Genomic DNA, 18,223 nt, shown 5'->3' on the forward strand with positions numbered 1-18,223 from the left:
ATGACGTCTTGGCGCCTCAGCCGGGGTACGGCCGCGCCGCCCGGGCCTCGGCCAGCGACCGCGCCCACCAGCCCAGCTGGTCGAGCATCGCCTTCGCCGCGACGCCCGCCGCGTCGTCGTTCGGCAGGCCGTCGTCGCCGAACCGCGTCTGGGCGCCGTGGAAGCTGACGGTCTCGCGGATGGTCACCGCGTGCAGCTCCGCGAAGACCGCCCGCAGGTGCTCGACCGCGCGCAACCCACCGGAAATCCCGCCGTAGGACACGAAAGCGACCGGCTTGGCCCGCCATTCGGGCCGGTGCCAGTCGATGGCGTTCTTGAGCGAAGCCGGGTAGCTGTGGTTGTACTCCGGGGTGACGACGACGAAGGCATCGGCGGCTTCGAGCCGCGGAGCCACCTTCGCGACCTCGGCGACGACCTCCGCGGACGGCGTGGCCCCGAAGGCCGGCATCACGAGCGGGAGGTCGGGCTCGGCGAGGTCGACGACGTCGGCTTCGAAGCCGCCGTGCGCGTCCGCGACACCCGCGAGCCAGTTCGCCACCACCGGCCCGAACCGTCCTTCCCGGACACTTCCCACGATCACCGCGACCCGGATCGGCGCTTCCGACACACTTCCTCCTCGACACGCAGGCGTTGTTGCCTTCCGCACGAGGATGGAACTTCAAGTTGGCTTGAAGTCAAGCGTGCCGCTGTGGTTGGCTGTGCGCCATGGTGGACGCCCCGGCCCCGTCGCTGCCGGACCTGACGGTCGGCGAACTCTCCCGGCGCAGCGGAGTACCCGCGTCGGCCCTGCGCTTCTACGAGGACGAAGGCCTCATCCACAGCCGCCGCACCGCGGGCAACCAGCGGCGCTACCGCCGGGACACGCTGCGGCGGGTGACGTTCATCCGGATGTCCCAGCGGGTCGGGATGCCGCTGTCGAAGATCCGGGAAGTGCTCGGCCTGCTCTCCGACGACCGCACCCCCACCCGCGCCGACTGGGCCCGGATCTCGCGCTGCTGGCAGGACGACCTGAACGCGCGGATCCGGCAGCTGGAACAGCTGCGCGACCAGCTCGACGACTGCATCGGCTGCGGCTGCATGTCCCTGGCCAAGTGCCGGCTCGCCAACCCCGGCGACCGGCTCGGCGCCGACGGCCCGGGGCCGCAGCGCCTCGCCGATCACCGCGAGGACGGCTACGAAGCTTGCTGAGCTAGCCGCGCTTCAGCAGGCCGCGCACGTACATCGCCTGCCCGGCGTGCTGGACGTCGTCGTCGAGGACGCTGATCAGGCGCACGCCCAGGGTCACCGGCGGGTCCCAGGCCTCGTCGACGATCCGGTCGAGGTCCGGCTCGCCGAGCCCTTCCAGGTACCGGACGGTCTGCTCGTGCACGGCGTCGTAGTAGCCGGTGAGCAGGCCCGGGTCGTCGACGCGGACCGCTTCGACGTCGGCCGGGCGGTGGCCGTACCCGGTGTCCCCGGCCGGGAACGGGAGGCCGAACCGCGACAACCAGTCCTGGCCGGTCCAGACCTGCTCGGTGCCGGCCACGTCGGCGACGTGGTCGTCCTGGACCCGGGTCAGGTGCCACACCAGCCAGGCGATCGAGTTGCCCTCGCCGTCCGGCCGGGTCCCGAGCTGCTCCGCGGTGAGTCCGTCCACCGCGGAGCGCACCGTGCCCTGGACCCGGCTGAACCCTTCGACGAGCAGATCGGCCACGTTCATCCGGCTGCCTCCCGTTTGCCGACTTCTTCCCTGCGCAGACCTACCCGATCATGCCCGCCGGCAAACGGCGTCCGCTACCGCGGCAGCAGCTGGTCGAAGAACGAGCGGTAGCGGCGCAGCGCGATCCGCAGCTCCTCGGTGGCCGGTTCGCCCTGCTGCCACTGGGCTTCCAGCTCGCTCTTGTGCTCGGCGAACGTGGTGGCCAGCGCGCTGATCACGGCGGCGACGAGCTCGTCGGCCTGCTGGACGGCCTGCTTCGGGTCGTCGACGAAGCCGGTCTGGACGTTCTGCCAGCGGTCGCGGAAGCCGGTGACCTTCTCCTCGTCGATCAGCGCCGGCGTCTCGACGTCGCCGCCCGAAGCGGCCGGGGTTTCGACGTCGCCGCCCGAGGCAGCGGGCGTCTCGACATCGCCGCCGGATCCGGCGGGCGCTTCCACGTCCCCGCCCGATTCCTCGGCGGTGGTGGCGTCGTGGTGGCCGGCCGAGGCCAGGTCGGCGGTGCTCAGGTTCTGGTCGTCGCCCGGCTCGCGGAAGTCGGCCCGGTCCTGGCCGGGGACGCCGGTGGTGCTGTCACCGGTGTAGGCCTCGCGGTCGTCCTCGCGGCCGGTCAGGTCGCGGTCGTCCTCGGCGTCGTGCCGCGTCAGGTGATCGGTCATGGTCAGCGTCCTCCATTCGACTCGGTCCGCGGGGTCGCGGACGCCTGGCGCTCGGTCTCGTGACGGTCGGTGTCCCGTCGCTCGGTGTCGCGGTCGTGGTCACCGTGTTCGCGGCCGCTGTGGTCGTGTCCGTTGCGGCGCTCGTGGTGCTCGTGGCGGTCGTGGTGCTGCTCGTCGTCGGCGCCGTCGGTGAGCAGGTCCTCGAACACGGTGCGGTAGCGCACCATCGCGTCGCGCAGGTCCTCAGTGGACGCTCCGTCGCGCTTCTGCTGCGTGGTGTGCGCGGCGCGGTAGTGCTCGAGGGTCTTGGCGTGCCGCACGGAAAGGTCGGCCACCTGCTGCTCGTAGCCCTCGGTCGGGTACCCGCGTTCGGCCATCAGCGCGTTCAGCAGCTGCTCGGCCTCGGCGACCGCGGCGGACGGCTGGTCGACGAACTTTTCCTGCACCTGCGCCCATTCCCGGGCGTAGCGCTCGCGCGCCGACGCCGAAAGCGGCCGGATGTCGAGCTCCTTGTGCCGGCGTTCCCGCTCGGCGAGTTCGCGCTGCGCGGCACGGGGGCTGTCCTTCTCCGCGACCGTGCGGTCGTACTCGGGACCGAACCGCTGCTGCAGCCGTTTTCGTTGCATTTCCTGCGTCACCAGCCAGATCACGGCGCCGAGCACCGCGACGGCCACGACGACGATCAAGACGATCAGCCATGTGGGCATCGCTCAAACTCCTTCAAGGATGTCAAGCCCCCGATGCGACCGGTGTTCCCGGATTAGCGCGGCCGAAAACGGGCAGGGCCCGCCTGACCTCGGGATTCGGCCGTCCGGCCCTGTCGATACGGCCGGATGCCCCCGCCCCGCCGCGGGGAGGTGACGGCGGTGACACCGCGTGGCTAGCATCGTTACCGACGAAGTAGTATCATCGATAACAGACCGAGTGGAACGAACCGGAAGAAGGAATCGATGAGCACCCCTGCTGACTCCCGCGTCGCGATCGTCACCGGCGGCTCCCGCGGCATCGGCCGCCAGGTCGCCGAGCGCCTGGCCGCCGACGGCATGGCGGTCGTCGTCAACTACGCCGGCAACGAGAAGGAGGCGCAGGCCGCGGTCGACGCCATCACGACGGCCGGTGGCCGGGCGATCGCCGTCCGCGCCGACGTGGCCGACCCGGCCGCGGTCGCGGAGCTGTTCGACACCGCGGAACGCACCTACGGCGGCGTGGACGTCGTCGCGCACCTGGCCGGCGTGATGAACCCGCCGACTCCGATCGCCGACACCGATTTCGACGTCCTGGACCGGGTGCACCGCACCAACATCCGCGGCACGTTCGCGGTGGCCCAGCAGGCCGCGCGGCGGGTCCGCGACGGCGGCGCGGTGATCACCACCTCGACGTCGGTGCTGGGCCTGAACCTGCCCGGCTACGGCGTCTACAACGCCACGAAGGGCGCGGTCGAGGCGATCACCATGATCCTGGCGCGGGAGCTGCGCGGCCGCGACATCACCGTGAACACCGTGGCGCCCGGCCCGACCGCGACCGCGCTGTTCCTCGACGGCAAGGACGAGGAGACCATCGCCCGGATGGCCCAGCAGCCGCCGCTGGAGCGGCTCGGGCAACCGGAGGACATCGCCGAGGTCGTCGCGTTCCTCGCCGGCCCGGCGCGCTGGGTGAACGGCCAGGTGCTGCGCGCCAACGGCGGCATCGTCTAGCGGGTGAACCGGCTGACGATCACGTGGTCCTTCGCCGGCCCGCGCACCGCCCACTCCTGCCGCCACCGCGCGGCGCCGGTCACGCGGTACTCGCCGCGGTACAGGTCGGCGCGGCACGGGTGGTCGGCCGTCCAGTGGCCTTCGCGCAGGTCGAGGTCGTGGAAGAAGCCGCCGTGGTCGAAGTGGACCGCCGCCCGGCCGGGTTCCCCGAGGCGGTAGTGCAGGGTCCGGGTGACCGGCCCGACGTGGCCGCCGAGCCGCAGCTCGCCCTCCTCGCGGTAGACGAGGACGCCTTCGGTTTCGCTGAAGGTGGCCGTCCCGGTCACCTCGCCCGCCGGGTCGCCGTCCGCGGTGCGGATTTCCCGCTCCAGGCGCCAGACGCCGGTGAAATACGCGGTGAGGTCGGGAACGGGCCAGTGCTGCACCCGCCCATTCTGGCACCCCGCGGCGGGCCGGGCCGGAACTGTCGGACCCCCGCTCTATAGTCGGGCGGGTGGCAGAGACCGACCTCGCACCCGCGTCCGACGCGCTGGAGACCCTCCGGCGCGTGTTCGGCTACGACAGCTTCCGCGGCGACCAGGCGGCGATCGTCGAGCACGTGATCGCCGGCGGCGACGCGCTCGTGCTGATGCCCACCGGCGGCGGGAAGTCGTTGTGCTACCAGATTCCCGCGCTCGTGCGGCCCGGCGTGGGCGTGGTCGTCTCGCCGCTGATCGCGCTGATGCAGGACCAGGTGGACGCGCTGCGGAACGCCGGCGTCCGCGCCGGTTTCCTCAACTCCACCCAGGACTACCTGGCGCGGCAGGAGGTGGAGTCGGCGTTCCTCAACGGCGAGCTCGACCTGCTCTACCTGGCGCCGGAACGGCTTTCGGTGGAATCCACCGTGCGACTGCTCGACCGCGGCAAGATCTCGCTGTTCGCGATCGACGAAGCGCACTGCGTCGCCCAGTGGGGCCACGACTTCCGGCCCGACTACCTCCAGCTCTCCGCGCTGCACGAGCGGTGGCCGGACGTGCCGCGGATCGCGCTGACGGCGACCGCGACCGAGGCCACGCACAAGGAGATCGCGGCCCGGCTGAACCTCGACGAGGCCCGGCACTTCGTCGCGAGCTTCGACCGGCCGAACATCCAGTACCGGATCGTCGGCAAGAACTCGCCGCAGCGGCAGCTGCTCGAACTGCTGCGGACCGAGCACCAGGGTGACGCGGGGATCGTCTATTGCCTGTCCCGCAACTCCGTCGAGAAGACCGCGGAGTTCCTGGTGCAGAACGGGATTCCGGCGGTGCCCTACCACGCGGGGCTCGACGCGCGCACCCGCGCGAAGCACCAGTCCCGGTTCCTGCGCGAGGACGGGCTGATCGTGGTCGCGACGATCGCGTTCGGGATGGGCATCGACAAACCGGACGTCCGGTTCGTCGCGCACCTCGACCTGCCGAAGTCGGTGGAGGGCTATTACCAGGAAACCGGCCGCGCGGGCCGCGACGGCCTGCCGTCGACGGCCTGGCTCGCGTACGGGCTGCAGGACGTCGTCCAGCAGCGCAAGATGATCGACACGTCCGAAGGCGACGAAGCGCACCGGCGGCGGCTGGCCGCGCACCTGAACGCGATGCTCGCGCTGTGCGAAACGGTCGAGTGCCGCCGCGTGCAGATCCTGAACTACTTCGGGCAGGCGGCCGGGCCGTGCGGCAACTGCGACACGTGCCTGAACCCGCCGGAGAAGTGGGACGGCACGATCCCGGCGCAGAAGCTGCTGTCGACGGTCGTGCGGTTGCGCAACGAGCGGCGCCAGAAGTTCGGCGCCGGCCAGATCATCGACATCCTGCTCGGCAAGTCCACGCCGAAGGTCACGCAGTTCCAGCACGACACCCTGAAGACGTTCGGCATCGGCACCGAGCTGCGCGAGCCGGAGTGGCGGGCGGTGGTGCGGCAGCTGCTCGCGCAGGGCCTGCTCGCCGTCGAAGGCGACTACGGCTCGCTCGTGCTCACCGAAACGAGCGCGGAGGTGCTCGGCGGCGATCGCCAGGTGCTGCTGCGCCGCGAACCCGAGCGCGTCGCCGCCGCGAAGGTGCGCAACACGCGGAAGGCCGCCGCCGCGGTCGAGATGCCCGCGGAGGCGGCTCCGCTGTTCGAACGCCTGCGGGCCTGGCGCGCCGGTGTCGCGAAGGAACAGGGCGTGCCCGCCTACGTCGTCTTCCACGACGCGACCCTGCGCCAGATCGCCACGCAACGGCCGGCGTCGCTGGCGGATCTGGGCACGGTCAGCGGCGTCGGCGAGAACAAGCTCGCCAAGTACGGCGAGGGGCTCCTGGAGGTCCTGACCGGAGAGTGACCTACCGGCCGGTGGCCTGGCCCGGGTGGCCCGGCTGGCCGGTCACCGAGTTGACCTTGCGGACCGCGCCGGCGATCTGCTGGTGGTACTTGCCCTTGGTCTTGTCGTCGACGAACTTCGCGGCCTTCCCGACGGCCTGGTTCACCTTTTCGGGGTTCTTCTTGGCGTACGCACGGGCCGCACCGGCGGCGCCGGCCAGCATGGTCAGCTTCTTCATCAGAGGCACGGTGGCCCTCCCTCGTCGGTTGCGGTCATCCTGACAACGCGGACGAACCACCCGGAGGTTCCCCGTGTGACGAGGCCCAAAACCTGAGCCCGCCGCGCCCGGCCCCGGAAAATGCCGCGCGGAAGGCCGCCGGCCGGGCCTAGGCTCGCGATCATGCGCGACCTGGCCGCCCTGCCGAAGGCCCACCTGCACGTCCACCTGGAGAGCACGATCCGCCCGGCCACGCTGCGTGAGCTCGGCGAGGCGAACGGCGTCGACGTCCCGGGCGAACCTCCGGTGTTCGACGGCTTCCGCGCCTTCGCCGACTACAACGCGCTCATCCGGTCGTGCCTGCGGCGTCCCGAAGACTTCGAACGCATCGCGCGCGAGTACTGCGAGGACGAAGCCGCCCAAGGCACGCGCTACGCCGAAGTCACCTTCACCGCGGCCTCGCACGGGGAACGCCTGGGCGACCTCGAAATGCCGCTGCAATCCGTCCTCAAAGGACTGTCGCAGAGCGATGATCTGGAGTGGCGGCTGCTGCTCGACCACTCCCGGCGCCGGTCGGTCGAGCGGGCCGAACGCACCCTCGAACTGGCGCTGAAGTACGACGAAGTCTTCGCGATCGGCATGGCGGGCGAGGAAAACCACTCACTGCAGCCGTTCGCGACGCTCTTCGAGAAGGCCCGCGCGGCCGGGCTCCACCTGCTCCACCACACCGGCGAAGACGCCGAGCCCGACAGCATCCGCGAAGCCCTCGACGTCGGCCGCACGGAACGGCTCGGCCACGGCATCCGCGTCCTCGACGACCCGTCGCTGGTCGCCGAGGTGCGCGACCGGGGGCTCGCCTTGGAGGTGTGCCCGTCGTCGAACGTGACGCTGGGCCTGGTGCCGTCGCTGCCCGAGCACCCGCTCCCCCGCCTGCTCGAGGCGGGCCTGACGGTCACGCTCAACACCGACGTCCCATCGGTCACCGGCGCCGCGCTGGCCGGGGAGTACGCCCGGGTGCAGCAGGCTTTCGGCTACGACGACACGACGATGGCGAAGTTCGCCCGCGCGAGCGTCAAGGCGTCCTTCGCGCCCGAAGCGACCAAGAAGGCCATGCTGCGTGACATCGACGCCTGGCTCACACCGGCAGCAGGCGGGTGACCAGCGTGCCGAGCTGGTGCACCGTGCGGCACTCGTGCATCTCCACGACGTCGGCGTACTCCAGCGCCGCCGAGTCCCCCGTGGACCACAGCGACCGCCGTTCCGGGTTGAGCCAGTAGACGTGCCGGGCGCGGGCCTTGATCTCGCGGACCGCGTCGAGGTTCGGGTCGCCGCCGTTGGTGCGGGCGTCGCCGAGGATCAGCACCGACGTCCGGGGGCCGACCGCGTCCAGCCAGTTCTCGGTGAACTGGCGCAGCGAGCCGCCGTAGTCGCTGTGGCCGTCCCAGCGCACCAGCGCCGCTTCGGACAGCATGCGCGCGCCCAGGTGCTCGGGGTCGGCCGCGCCCGTGGTGACCAGGTGGGTGACCTCGTCGGCGCTGTCGACGAACGCGAACACGCGGATCTTGCTGAACTGGTCGCGCAGCGCCTGCACCAGCAGCATGGTGAAGTTCGCGAACCCGGCCACCGACCCGGAAAGGTCGCACAGCAGCACGATTTCCGGCCGTCCGGGCCGCCGGTGGCGGTACGCCGGGCGCAGCGGCACCCCGCCGGTCGAAAGGGACCGGCGCAGCGTGCGGCGCAGGTCGATCTGGCCCCGCGTCCGCCGGCGGCGGCGCGCGGCCAGGCGCGTCGCCAGCTTGCGGGACAGCGGCTGGATCGTCCGCCGGAGCTCGGCGAGCTGGTTGCGGCTCGCGATGAGGAAGTCGACCCGATCGGGCGACGGGGCGATCGCGTGCTTGGCGACGCGCTCGCGGCCGCGGACTTCGGCCGCCCGGCGGCGCGCCTCGGTGCGGACCTGCCCGCGGAAGCCCTCGACGCGGCGGCGGATCTCGTCGCGGTCGAGCCGGTCGGTGAACTCGCCGCGGGCGCCGCCGCCGCGGACCGCGGCCAGCACCCGCGCGATCAGCGTCTGCGGCTGCAGCCGTTCCAGGGTCTGGTGGGCGGAGAAGCCGCCGCCCGGCCCGGACGCCGAGCCGTACTGGCCCAGCATGTCGACGGCGAGCCCGGCGAGCTGCGCCAGCGCCTGCTGGTCACCGTCGGCGAGCGCGGCGGCCAGCTCTTCGCGCAGCTCCTCCAGCGTCGTCGGCTGGTCTTCGCGGGCCCGCTCGGGCGCGCCGATGCCCGCCGGGAAGTAGAGGTCGAACGCGGCGTCGAAGACCGCCCGCTGCCCGCCGCGGCGGACCAGGGCCGCGGCCAGGCCTTCGCGGACGAGCGCACGGTCGTCCATCCCGAGGACCTCCAGCGCGGCGGCGGCGTCGACGGTCTCGGCGGGCCCGGCCGGGATGCCCTGGGCGCGCAGTGCCTTGACGAACGCCGCGAGCCGCTCCGGCACGCCGCCGGTCACGACGCGTCCAGGACCTGTTCGAGCCGCAGGCCGGCGCCCGCCTTGGCGATGTCGTCCTGGTGCTTGAGCACGACGCCGAGGCTCTCGCGCACGACCCGCTCGTCCAGCGTCGACGCCCCGAGCGCGAGCAGGGTGCGCGCCCAGTCGATGGTCTCCGCGACCGACGGCAGCTTGCGCAGGTCCATCGCGCGCAGCGCGGCGATCACCCGGACGACGGAATCGGCGAGAGCGGCGTCGATCCCGGGGACCTTGAGCCGGACGATGTCGCGCTCGAGGTCCTCTTCGGGGAAGTCGATGTGCAGAAACAGGCACCGGCGGCGCAGCGCCTCGGACAGCTCGCGGGTGGCGTTGGACGTCAGCACGGCGAACGGCGCGCGCGTGGCGGTGATCGTGCCGAGCTCGGGCACGGTGACCTGGAAGTCGCCGAGCACCTCGAGCAGGAGGCCCTCGACCTCCATGTCGGCCTTGTCGGTCTCGTCGATCAGCAGCACGGTCGGCTCGTCCGAGGAGATCGCGGTGAGCAGCGGGCGGCGCAGCAGGAACTCCTCGCCGAAGATGTCGGTGCGGGCCTGCTCCCACGTCTCGTCGCGGCCGGCGGTGATCCGCAGCAGCTGCTTCGCGTGGTTCCACTCGTACAGCGCGCGGGCCTCGTCGATGCCCTCGTAGCACTGCAGGCGTACCAGCCGCGAGCCGCTGACCTGGGCGACGGCCTTGGCGAGCTCGGTCTTGCCGACCCCGGCCGGGCCCTCGACCAGCAGCGGCTTGCCGAGCCGGTCGGCGAGGAACACCGTGGTCGCCACCGCCGTCGAGGCCAGGTAGCCGGCTTCGGCCAGCTTGGCCGACACGTCGTCGACGGAGGTGAAGAATCCGGTGCCCACCACGTGCCTCCTAAGCGGTCGCTCACCAGGAGCGTACCCGAAGAGCGGGCTAGCATCGGCCGCGTGACCTACCTCGCCGCTTCCGGCCGCTACGACTCGATCCCCTACCGGCGCTGCGGGCGCTCCGGGCTCAAGCTGCCCGCGATCTCCCTCGGGCTGTGGCACAACTTCGGCCACGACAAACCCCTGGAGACCCAGCGCGCGATCACCCGCCGCGCGTTCGACCTGGGCATCACCCACTTCGACCTGGCCAACAACTACGGCCCGCCGTACGGCTCGGCGGAGGAGAACTTCGGGCGGCTGCTGGCCACCGACTTCCGGCCGTACCGCGACGAGCTGGTGATCTCCACGAAGGCGGGCTACGACATGTGGCCCGGCCCGTACGGCGAGTGGGGCTCCCGCAAGTACCTGCTGTCCTCCCTGGACCAGTCGCTGGGCCGGATGGGCCTGGACTACGTCGACATCTTCTACTCGCACCGGTTCGACCCCGAGACACCCCTGGAGGAGACGGTCGGAGCGCTCGACGCGGCCGTCCGCGCCGGGAAAGCGCTGTATGTCGGGATCTCGTCCTACAGCTCGGAGCGGACGGCCGAGGCCGCGCGGCTGCTGCGCGAGCTCGGCACGCCGCTGCTGATCCACCAGCCGTCGTATTCGATGCTCAACCGCTGGATCGAAGCGGACGGGCTCCTCGACACCCTCGAAGAAGCGGGCGCCGGGTGCATCGCGTTCTCCCCGCTGGCGCAGGGCCTGCTGACCGACCGGTACCTGAAGGGTGTCCCGGAGGATTCGCGCGCGGCGCAGGGCAAGTCGCTCGACCCCGACACCCTCGACGAGAACCGGCTCGGCCGGGTCCGCGCGCTGAACGACATCGCCGGCCGCCGCGGGCAGTCGCTGGCGCAGCTCGCGCTGGCCTGGGCGTTGCGCGACAGCCGGGTGACGTCGGTGCTGATCGGCGCGAGCAGCGTGAAACAGCTCGAGGACAACGTCGGCGCGCTCGGCAATCTCGAGTTCTCGTCCGAGGAGCTGACGGAGATCGACGGCCACGCGACGGACGCGGACATCAACCTCTGGAAGCGTTCGTCCGACTCCTGACCCGGCGCGACGCGAGCACGGCCCCGAACCCGGGTCGTGCTCGCTCGGCGTTTGACCAAATGAGAAATTTGGTCATATGATTTCGGCGTGCCTCCTGCCGAAGACCGGGCCGAACGGGCCGAGCGCATCCTCGACGCCGCCGCCGACCTGCTCCTGCGGGTCGGCTACCGGCGCACGACCATCGAGGACGTCGCCGAGCGGGCGGACGTCGGCAAGGGCACCGTCTACCTGCACTGGAAGAACCGCGAAGAGCTGTTCCTGGCGGTCCTGCTCCGCGAGTCGGTCGGGGTGCTCGAAGAGCTCGTGGCGACGATCGCGGCCGACCCGCTCAGCGTGCGGCTTTCGCGGCTGACCGAGATCCAGTACGCCAACGTGCTGAAGCGCCCGCTGCTGCGGGCCGGGTACGCCGACGACGCCGAGACGCTCGGCAAGCTGCTGCCCAAGCTGCACGGAAAGCTCGACCCGCGGCACGCGGAAGCCTTCGTCGAGTACCTGGACCTGCTGGCCGCCAACGACCTGCTCCGCACGGACCGGCCGGTGCGCGAGCTCGTCGTCGCTTTCCAGGCCGTGCTGAACGGGTTCCTCGGCGCCTCCCCGCCACCCGAGCCGGCGCTGATCGCCGACACCGTCGCGCACGCCTTCGAGCCGCTCGCCGTGTCGACGAGGCAACTGCGCGAGGTGGCGCCGCGGGCACTGACGCTGTTCACCGAAGCCGTCGCGCTCGACCGCAAACAGCTCGAACGCGCCTACTGACCACCTGGGAGGACCCGTGCGCACCGGAATCCTGATCGACGAGCTCGGTGTCGGCTTCGACGCCATGACGGCTCAAGCCCGCGAAGCGGCGAAGCTCGGCTACAGCACGCTCTGGGTGGCGCAGCGCGGCGGGTGGGACGCGCTCACGGCGCTGCCGGCGCTCGCCGCGGCCGCCCCCGGGCTCGCCTTGGGGACCTGCGTCGTGCCGACGTACTCGCGGCACCCGCTCACCATGGCCGCGCAGGCACTGACGGTCCAGGCGGCGGCCGGGGTGCCCGTCCACCTCGGCCTCGGGCTGAGCCACCGGTTCATCGTCGAAGGCGAGTTCGGGTATTCCTACGACCGCCCGATCCGGCACCTGCGCGAGTACCTCCAGGCGTTGCACCCGTTGCTGCGCGGGGAAAAGGCGGACGTCCACGGCGAATCGCTGACGGCGTCGGGCGCGGTGAACGCCCCCGGCGCGGAGCGGCCGGCGGTGCTGATCGGCTCGGTGAGCCCGCAGTCGACGCGGCTGGCCGGCGAGCTCGCCGACGGCGTGATCACGACCTGGGCGGGCCCGCGGGCGATCGGCGAGTTCGTGGTCCCGGCGCTGGGCGGAGCGTCCCGCGTGGTCTCCGGCCAGCTGGTCTGCGTGACGTCCGAAGTGGACGAACGCCGGGCGTGGGTGGAACAGACGTACGGCGGGGCGGCGGACATCCCGGCGTACCGGGCGATCCTCGACCGCGAGGGCCACGAGCGGGTCTCGGACAGTGTGCTCATCGGCGACGAGGAAACCGTGCGGCGCCAGTTGAAATCCCTCGAGGACGCCGGCGCGACGGAGCTGCTGGTGATCCCGATCGGCTCGGCGGAGGAGCAGGCCCGCACCCGCGAGCTGCTGGCGGCGTGAACCGCTCGCCGACCGGGCCTGGCGAATTTCCTCCGACGGCCGGCCCGCGGGGGCGCCCCCCGGTTTCCACTCTACCGGGGACCACCGACAATTCCGGCGGGAGCGCCCTGGGCCTCCGCCGACAGGTGCTGCCATTCGTCCCAGGTCGCGAGCCGGTCCGCGTACGCCTGGCGGATCATCGGGTGGAAGCCCTGGCCGAACAGCACTCGCAGGGGCGGGTTCGCGGCGTCGACGATCTTGAGCAGGGCCTGGGCCGCCGCCGCCGGGTCGCCCGCCGGCTGCTTGCCCGCCACCTCGGCGAGCCGGCTGCGGAGACCGTCGTAGACCGGGCTGGTCTCGGCGACGTGGCCGTTGGCGAGGGGGTCCGGGTTCTTGCCGTCGCGGGTGGCGTAGCCGCCCGGCTCGATGATCGTCACCTTGACGCCGAAGTCGGCGACCTCCCGGGCCAGGGTTTCGTTCAGCGCTTCGATCGCCCACCGGGACGCCTGGTACGCCCCGCCCAGCGGCATCGCGATCAGCCCTGCCGCCGACGACAGCTGGATGAAGTGGCCGGCTCCCTGTTCGCGCAGCACCGGCAGGGCGGCCTGGATGACCCACAGCGGGCCGAAGACGTTGGTCTCCAGCTGCGCGCGCAGCTCCTGCTCGGTCAGTTCTTCGATGGCGCCGATCTGCGCGTAGCCGGCGTTGTTCACGACGACGTCCAGCCGCCCGAAGTGCTCGGCGGCGCGCTTCACGGTCTCGAAGACGGCGGCCTTGTCGGTGACGTCCATCGCCAGCGGCAGCACCGCGTCGCCGTAGGTGGCGACGAGCTCGCCGAGGCTTTCGGTGGACCGTGCCGTGGCGGCCACCCGGTCGCCGCGGCCGAGGGCGGCTTCGACGAACCGGCGGCCCAAACCGCGCGACGACCCCGTGACGAACCAGACCTTGCTCATGGCGTTTTCCGTTCTGCTGAAGGCATCCGATCGACCACGAGACACCGGAGGCCCGCCACCCGTGACAAAGTGCGCGCGTGACGCCGGTCACCCGGCCGCAGCCGTTAGGTTGACGAGGTGACCGAGCGACTCTGGGTGGACGACCTGCGCCCGGCCCCGGACGGCTGGACCTGGGCGAAGTCGAGCACGGAGGCGATCGCGCTGCTCGCGGCGGGCGAGTTCGCCGTCATCTCGCTGGACCACGACCTCGGCGGCGACGACACGACCCGCCCGGTCGTCCTCTGGCTGTGCGAGCACGACCGCTGGCCGGCGGAGGTGCGCGTCCACACGGCGAACCCGGTCGGCCGCGAGTGGCTCACCGGGATGGCCCGGCGGTACGGGCCCGGGGTGCGCTAACGCGGGGCCGGCAGGTGGCTCGCGTCCGGGAAGAGGTTCAACGCCCGCAGCGCCGCGCCCAGCTCGGCGATGTCCGCCGGGTTCGTCAGCGACCTCCCCAGCTCTTCGGTGATCCTCTTCAGGCGGTGGCGGATCGTGTTGGGGTGGCAGAACATCCGCTCCGACGTCAGCTTCGTCGACCCCTGGCAGTCGAACCAGGCGCGCAGCGTCAACAGGAGCACGTTGCGGTCGTCACCCGGCAGGTCGAGGACCGGCTGGAGGACGTGGTGGGCCAGCTGCACCGAGGCCTCCGGGGCACTCGCCACCAGGCCGGCCAGCGGGGATTCGGTGAACTGGACCAGCCCCGGCGTCCCCGGCGTCATGCTCGACAGCGCCACCCGCGCCAGGTGCAGCGCGCGGGCCGTGTTGCCGAGGCCGGTGAACACCGGGCTCATCCCGACGCGGCCCACCGGGTGCTCGCGGACCAGCGCCACGATCGCCGAAGCCGCGGCAGGGTCGCGCAGGGACACCACCCCCACCTGCAGGTCCGGGGTGAGCCGCCACGCCGAGGCGTGCTGGGCCGCGCGCAACCGGGCCTCGATCTGCGGGAGCGGTTCGTGGCCCAGCCGCGGGGTCTCCGCCGCGACGACGACGAACGTGCCGTCCAGGGACAGGTCGAGCACGCGGGCGATGTCCCAGAGCGTCCCCTCGGTCGCCGCGCCGCCCGCGAACAGGGCCTCCACCAGCGCCGAACGCCGGTTCTGGTGCGCCACCATGACCTCCGCCGTCGTGTCGCGGTAGGCCGTGGTGAGGGCTTCGGCCAGGTCGTCGATCAGCGCCCAGATCGCCGTGGTCGCCGCGACCAGGCCGGCGAGGTCCTGCGCACCGGCGGTCAGCTCGACGAACCGGTGCCAGACCTCGGTGAGCCCGATCCGGTAGGCGCGCAGCAGTTCCGGCAGCGGCGCGCCCTGCAGGGCGCGGGCCCGGCCGGTCGCGCGGGCCTGGGACAGGTCGGGCACGTCCGAGCCGCGCAGCGTGCGCATCACGTGCTCGAGGTTGGCGCGCACCGAGTTCCGCAGCTCGGCGTGCGTGACGAACCGGGCATCGGCGTAGACCGGCATTTCGGCGCGGATCTGCCGGACCGTGCTCTCGACGAGTTCCGGCAGCTTCCGCTCGACCTCGGTGGCGAGGACGGCGACGCGCGGGGCGAGCCCGTCGGACAGAAGCGCCTGGTAGTGCATGGTGGCCTCCGGTCCCCGGCCTCTCCGTTGAGGTCCGAGACCGACATCCAACCCCACCGGGGCCACCACGTTCGGGTGAACTTGCTACAAGAACCGCGGATGCGGAGGTTCTTTTGTGGAACCTCCGCATCCGCGTCAGGCCATCTTGGCGGCCGCGCTCTTGATCGCCTCCCGGATCCGGAAGTAGGTGCCGCAGCGGCAGACGTTCTGGATGGCGTCGATGTCGGCGTCCGTCGGGTTCTTCGTCTTCTTCAGCAGCGCGACCGCCGCCATGATCTGGCCCGGCTGGCAGTAGCCGCACTGGGCGACGTCCTGCTCCAGCCAGGCCTCCTGGACCGGGTGCAGCTCGTCGCCGTCGGCCAGACCCTCGATCGTGGTGACCTCGCGCCCGGCGCACTCCGACACCGGCGTGACGCAGGGGTTGAACGCCTCGCCGTCGAGGTGGCTGGTGCAGGCCTTGCAGACGTTGATGCCGCAGCCGTACTTCGGCCCGCGGACCTTGAGCTTGTCGCGCAGCGCCCACAGCATCGGCAGGTCGGCGGGCGCGTCGACGGTGACGGTCTTCCCGTTCACCACGAAGGTGTAGTTCGGCATGGCTCTCCTCAGCGCGGGAACGGGTCGAAGTCGACCGGGAAGGTGATCGGGAAGCTGCGGGGCTTGATCCCGGTCGCCCGGGCGTAGGCGTTGGCGATCGCGCCGACCGGTGCCGGCAGGCCCAGCTCGCCCGCGCCGCCGATGTCCCCGGTCGCGGGCATGACGTGCACCTGGACGTCCATCGGCGAGTTCTTCTGCCGCGCGTAGTGGAACTGCGAGTAGCTGCCCTCCAGCGGCAGGCCCCGGTCGATGTGCAGGCCCGCGGTGAGCGTCGTGGAGATCGCGTCGGTCAGGCCGCCGAGCATCTGCGCCTGGATGCCGCGCGGGTTCACCGGCTTGCCGACGTCGACGGCGATGGTCGCCTTCGTGACGCGCGGGTGCTTCGGGTCGCGCGCGTCCAGCTCGACCAGGCAGGCGGTGTAGGACTTGTACTCGCCGTGCACCGCGATCCCCTGCGCGAACCCGGCCGGCATCTTCTTGCCCCACTCGCCGAGCTCGGCGACCTTGTCGAGCACCGCGCGCTGCCGCGGCTCCTTGATGAACTCGCGGCGGAAGGCCACCGGGTCCTTGCCGAGCTTCGCCGCGATCTCGTCGACCATGATCTCCTCGGCGCCCCGGGTGTTCGCCGAGTAGACCGACCGCCACGCCGAGGTGTGGAACTTCAGCGGCACCTCGTTGAGCAGCTGCGTGGTGACGCCGAAGTTGTACGGCGACTTGACGGTCAGCAGGAACACCGTCTGCGCGAAGCTGAGGTTGCCGCCGACGGGCAGCTTCGCCGCGAACGCCGTGAGGATCTCGCCGAGGCCGTGGCTCCAGTCGGTTTCGACGCTCGCGACGCGGTGTTCGAACGTCAGCACCTGCCCGAGCGCGAAGGTCGCGCGGATCCGGTGGTAGCTCGCCGCGCGCGCCCGGCCGTGGCGCATGTCGTCGATCCGGCTCCACATCAGCCGGACGGGCTTCTTCATCGCCTTCGAAATGTGCGCGGCTTCCAGCGCCGCGTCGAAGAACAGCCGCCGCCCGAAGGACCCGCCGCCCTGCTGGACGTGCACGGTGACCTTGTTCTCCGGCAGCCCCAGCTCCTGCGCGATGGTCTGCTTGGCCACGATCGGCGACTTGAGCCCGGCCCAGATGGTCGCGCTGTCCTCGCGGACGTCGGCGACCGCGGAGTTCGACTCCATCGGCGCGTGGCTGGCGAAGGCGAAGTCGAACTCGCCGTCGACGTACTGGGTCAGCAGCGGCGGCACCACGAACGGCAGCGCGGCGGCCCGCAGCTTCTTCTTGATGCTCTCGTTGTCCTCGCCGTCGACCGTGCCCGGGCCCCAGGTGACGTCGAGGGCGTTCTTGCCGTCGAGGGCCTGGCCGAACGTCTCCGCCATCACCGCGACCCCGGTCTTCACGACGGCGATGTCGATGATCCCCGGCATGGCGCGGACGGCGGCTTCGTTGTTGACCTTCTGCACGGTGCCGTTGATCGTCGGCGGGCGCCGCACCATCACCGGGTTGGCACCGGGGATGTCGAGGTCGAGCGTGTAGACCTGCTTCCCGGTGACCATCGCGCGGGCGTCCTTGCGCGAGGTCGGCGTCCCGACGAGCGTGTGTGCCGACTCGGCCTTCGGCTGGATCGCCCCGACGCTCAGGCCCGAGCGGGACGCCGGCCCGGCGAGGACGCCGTAGGAGGCACTCCGCCCGTCGGGCGCCCACACCGCACCGTCGCGTGTGGACAGTCGCGAGGCGTCGGTTCCCCACTGCGCCCCCGCCGCGGCGACCATCCGGGCGCGCGCGGTCGCCGCGGTGGCGCGGACCGGGTCGTAGAGCGAGCGCATCGTGTTGGAGCCACCGGTGAGCTGGTTGAACAGCAGCTCGGTGCGGGCGTCGGACAGCACGACGTCGACGCGGTCGAGCGGCAGGTCCAGCTCTTCGGCGACGAGCATCGCGGTCGCCGTCGTGATGCCCTGGCCGACCTCGGCGCGCGGCAGCTGCAGCCGCGCCCGGCCGTCGGCGGTCATTTCGAGCACGAGCATCCCGGCGGTCGGCGCGCAGGACAGCGTCAGGACGTCGCCGAGGTCGAGGATCTCCGCCGGCTGCGGCAGGGTCGGGACGACGGCCTCGGCGCGGGCCGGGGCCACCGCGTCGGCGGTGAGCTTGGTGGCGACGGTGAGCGTGGGCGCAGCGACCAGGTAGGTCAGGAAGCGGCGGCGGCCGACCTGCCCGGGCTCGGGCTGTTCGGTGGTGGGACTGGCCATCGGGGATCCCTTGCTGGGTGGTGGCGGGGTGCGCGCCACGCTAAGGACCCCTTGACACGGCGTCAACGCGGAGTAGTCGAGTTCGCCCATCTCTGTGACGAGGTGACAGCGGAAGCCGCCGAATGTGTGCGCCGCCACAGCGCCGGATGGTG

At 71.7% G+C, this 18,223-nt stretch carries 20 protein-coding genes; 8 read left to right on the forward strand and 12 right to left on the reverse strand.

The window, feature by feature from the left end; translation table 11 throughout:
• Window positions 1-16: 16 nt before the first annotated feature.
• Complete coding sequence (locus tag H5965_RS44565) at window positions 17-607, reverse strand: NAD(P)H-dependent oxidoreductase (protein WP_310977361.1); 591 nt, start codon at window positions 605-607, stop codon at window positions 17-19.
• A gap of 98 nt (window positions 608-705) precedes the next feature.
• Between H5965_RS44565 and soxR the strand changes: the two genes are divergently transcribed.
• Window positions 706-1,188 (forward strand): redox-sensitive transcriptional activator SoxR, encoded by a 483-nt coding sequence (gene soxR, locus H5965_RS44570; protein ID WP_310977362.1) that lies wholly within the window; start codon window positions 706-708, stop codon window positions 1,186-1,188.
• Between the two features lies 1 nt (window position 1,189).
• On the opposite strand, the gene H5965_RS44575 is transcribed toward soxR, so the two are convergent.
• The 3 genes from H5965_RS44575 to H5965_RS44585 all read right to left on the reverse strand — a co-directional run bounded on the left by H5965_RS44575 (window position 1,190) and on the right by H5965_RS44585 (window position 3,062).
• Window positions 1,190-1,699: a mycothiol transferase gene (locus H5965_RS44575; RefSeq protein ID WP_310977363.1), complete on the reverse strand. Its 510-nt coding sequence runs from the start codon at window positions 1,697-1,699 to the stop codon at window positions 1,190-1,192.
• A 74-nt stretch (window positions 1,700-1,773) separates the two neighbouring features.
• Window positions 1,774-2,355: a hypothetical protein gene (locus tag H5965_RS44580; RefSeq protein WP_310977364.1), complete on the reverse strand. Its 582-nt coding sequence runs from the start codon at window positions 2,353-2,355 to the stop codon at window positions 1,774-1,776.
• A 2-nt stretch (window positions 2,356-2,357) separates the two neighbouring features.
• The gene (locus H5965_RS44585) at window positions 2,358-3,062 is read right to left on the reverse strand and encodes a hypothetical protein (RefSeq protein ID WP_310977365.1); all 705 of its coding nucleotides are present in this window, start codon (window positions 3,060-3,062) and stop codon (window positions 2,358-2,360) included.
• Between the two features lie 243 nt (window positions 3,063-3,305).
• Between H5965_RS44585 and H5965_RS44590 the strand changes: the two genes are divergently transcribed.
• Window positions 3,306-4,049 (forward strand): SDR family oxidoreductase, encoded by a 744-nt coding sequence (locus tag H5965_RS44590; protein ID WP_310977366.1) that lies wholly within the window; start codon window positions 3,306-3,308, stop codon window positions 4,047-4,049.
• Here the strand turns inward: H5965_RS44590 and H5965_RS44595 are convergent.
• Window positions 4,046-4,474 (reverse strand): DUF6314 family protein, encoded by a 429-nt coding sequence (locus H5965_RS44595; protein WP_310977367.1) that lies wholly within the window; start codon window positions 4,472-4,474, stop codon window positions 4,046-4,048. The two genes, H5965_RS44590 and H5965_RS44595, sit on opposite strands and share 4 nt — an antisense overlap.
• 68 nt (window positions 4,475-4,542) lie before the next feature.
• On the opposite strand from H5965_RS44595, the gene recQ reads away from it, so the two are divergent.
• The gene (gene recQ, locus H5965_RS44600) at window positions 4,543-6,378 is read left to right on the forward strand and encodes a DNA helicase RecQ (protein WP_310977368.1); all 1,836 of its coding nucleotides are present in this window, start codon (window positions 4,543-4,545) and stop codon (window positions 6,376-6,378) included.
• 1 nt (window position 6,379) lies between these two features.
• Here recQ and H5965_RS44605 read toward each other — a convergent pair whose 3' ends face one another.
• Window positions 6,380-6,604, reverse strand: a complete 225-nt coding sequence (locus tag H5965_RS44605; RefSeq protein ID WP_310977369.1) for an antitoxin — start codon at window positions 6,602-6,604, stop codon at window positions 6,380-6,382.
• A gap of 153 nt (window positions 6,605-6,757) precedes the next feature.
• Here H5965_RS44605 and add point away from each other — a divergent pair, with 153 nt between their 5' ends.
• Window positions 6,758-7,732 (forward strand): adenosine deaminase, encoded by a 975-nt coding sequence (add, locus tag H5965_RS44610; protein ID WP_310977370.1) that lies wholly within the window; start codon window positions 6,758-6,760, stop codon window positions 7,730-7,732.
• Here the strand turns inward: add and H5965_RS44615 are convergent.
• Both H5965_RS44615 and H5965_RS44620 read right to left on the reverse strand, forming a co-directional pair.
• A complete protein-coding gene (locus H5965_RS44615; protein ID WP_310977371.1) occupies window positions 7,710-9,077 on the reverse strand; it encodes a VWA domain-containing protein in 1,368 nt (455 codons plus the stop codon). The genes add and H5965_RS44615 overlap by 23 nt on opposite strands.
• Window positions 9,074-9,955, reverse strand: a complete 882-nt coding sequence (locus H5965_RS44620; protein ID WP_310977373.1) for a MoxR family ATPase — start codon at window positions 9,953-9,955, stop codon at window positions 9,074-9,076. Before H5965_RS44620 ends, H5965_RS44615 begins: the two co-directional genes overlap by 4 nt.
• A gap of 63 nt (window positions 9,956-10,018) precedes the next feature.
• Here H5965_RS44620 and mgrA point away from each other — a divergent pair, with 63 nt between their 5' ends.
• The 3 genes from mgrA (at window position 10,019) to H5965_RS44635 (ending at window position 12,686) form a co-directional block, all read left to right on the forward strand.
• Window positions 10,019-11,047, forward strand: coding sequence for an L-glyceraldehyde 3-phosphate reductase (gene mgrA, locus H5965_RS44625; protein WP_310977374.1), 1,029 nt, complete (start codon window positions 10,019-10,021; stop codon window positions 11,045-11,047).
• 87 nt (window positions 11,048-11,134) lie between these two features.
• Window positions 11,135-11,800, forward strand: a complete 666-nt coding sequence (locus H5965_RS44630) for a helix-turn-helix domain-containing protein (protein WP_310977375.1) — start codon at window positions 11,135-11,137, stop codon at window positions 11,798-11,800.
• Window positions 11,801-11,816: 16 nt separating this feature from the next.
• The gene (locus H5965_RS44635; RefSeq protein WP_310977376.1) at window positions 11,817-12,686 is read left to right on the forward strand and encodes a TIGR03564 family F420-dependent LLM class oxidoreductase; all 870 of its coding nucleotides are present in this window, start codon (window positions 11,817-11,819) and stop codon (window positions 12,684-12,686) included.
• 71 nt (window positions 12,687-12,757) lie between these two features.
• Here the strand turns inward: H5965_RS44635 and H5965_RS44640 are convergent, their stop codons facing one another.
• Window positions 12,758-13,618 (reverse strand): SDR family NAD(P)-dependent oxidoreductase, encoded by an 861-nt coding sequence (locus H5965_RS44640; protein WP_310977377.1) that lies wholly within the window; start codon window positions 13,616-13,618, stop codon window positions 12,758-12,760.
• A 117-nt stretch (window positions 13,619-13,735) separates the two neighbouring features.
• Between H5965_RS44640 and H5965_RS44645 the strand changes: the two genes are divergently transcribed.
• On the forward strand, window positions 13,736-14,014 hold the full coding sequence (locus H5965_RS44645) for a cyclic-phosphate processing receiver domain-containing protein (RefSeq protein WP_310977378.1): 279 nt from the start codon (window positions 13,736-13,738) through the stop codon (window positions 14,012-14,014).
• Here the strand turns inward: H5965_RS44645 and H5965_RS44650 are convergent.
• The 3 genes from H5965_RS44650 to H5965_RS44660 all read right to left on the reverse strand — a co-directional run bounded on the left by H5965_RS44650 (window position 14,011) and on the right by H5965_RS44660 (window position 18,071).
• Window positions 14,011-15,234, reverse strand: coding sequence for a helix-turn-helix domain-containing protein (locus H5965_RS44650; protein WP_310977379.1), 1,224 nt, complete (start codon window positions 15,232-15,234; stop codon window positions 14,011-14,013). The genes H5965_RS44645 and H5965_RS44650 overlap by 4 nt on opposite strands.
• Before the next feature lie 135 nt (window positions 15,235-15,369).
• On the reverse strand, window positions 15,370-15,828 hold the full coding sequence (locus H5965_RS44655) for a (2Fe-2S)-binding protein (protein WP_003056009.1): 459 nt from the start codon (window positions 15,826-15,828) through the stop codon (window positions 15,370-15,372).
• An 8-nt stretch (window positions 15,829-15,836) separates the two neighbouring features.
• A complete protein-coding gene (locus H5965_RS44660; RefSeq protein WP_310977380.1) occupies window positions 15,837-18,071 on the reverse strand; it encodes a molybdopterin cofactor-binding domain-containing protein in 2,235 nt (744 codons plus the stop codon).
• Window positions 18,072-18,223: the final 152 nt, after the last annotated feature.

This window comes from Amycolatopsis sp. 505 (assembly GCF_031625235.1).
Lineage (GTDB): Bacteria > Actinomycetota > Actinomycetes > Mycobacteriales > Pseudonocardiaceae > Amycolatopsis.

What these genes read in the sequence shown, in the direction of transcription:
- H5965_RS44590 (WP_310977366.1), top strand. Translation starts at nt 3,306, where the DNA reads ATGAGCACCCCTGCTGACTCCCGCGTCGCGATCGTCACCGGCGGCTCC.
- H5965_RS44640 (WP_310977377.1), bottom strand. Translation starts at nt 13,618, where the DNA reads ATGAGCAAGGTCTGGTTCGTCACGGGGTCGTCGCGCGGTTTGGGCCGC.
- add (WP_310977370.1), top strand. Translation starts at nt 6,758, where the DNA reads ATGCGCGACCTGGCCGCCCTGCCGAAGGCCCACCTGCACGTCCACCTG.
- H5965_RS44655 (WP_003056009.1), bottom strand. Translation starts at nt 15,828, where the DNA reads ATGCCGAACTACACCTTCGTGGTGAACGGGAAGACCGTCACCGTCGAC.
- H5965_RS44580 (WP_310977364.1), bottom strand. Translation starts at nt 2,355, where the DNA reads ATGACCGATCACCTGACGCGGCACGACGCCGAGGACGACCGCGACCTG.
- H5965_RS44585 (WP_310977365.1), bottom strand. Translation starts at nt 3,062, where the DNA reads ATGCCCACATGGCTGATCGTCTTGATCGTCGTCGTGGCCGTCGCGGTG.
- soxR (WP_310977362.1), top strand. Translation starts at nt 706, where the DNA reads ATGGTGGACGCCCCGGCCCCGTCGCTGCCGGACCTGACGGTCGGCGAA.
- H5965_RS44650 (WP_310977379.1), bottom strand. Translation starts at nt 15,234, where the DNA reads ATGCACTACCAGGCGCTTCTGTCCGACGGGCTCGCCCCGCGCGTCGCC.
- H5965_RS44660 (WP_310977380.1), bottom strand. Translation starts at nt 18,071, where the DNA reads ATGGCCAGTCCCACCACCGAACAGCCCGAGCCCGGGCAGGTCGGCCGC.
- H5965_RS44575 (WP_310977363.1), bottom strand. Translation starts at nt 1,699, where the DNA reads ATGAACGTGGCCGATCTGCTCGTCGAAGGGTTCAGCCGGGTCCAGGGC.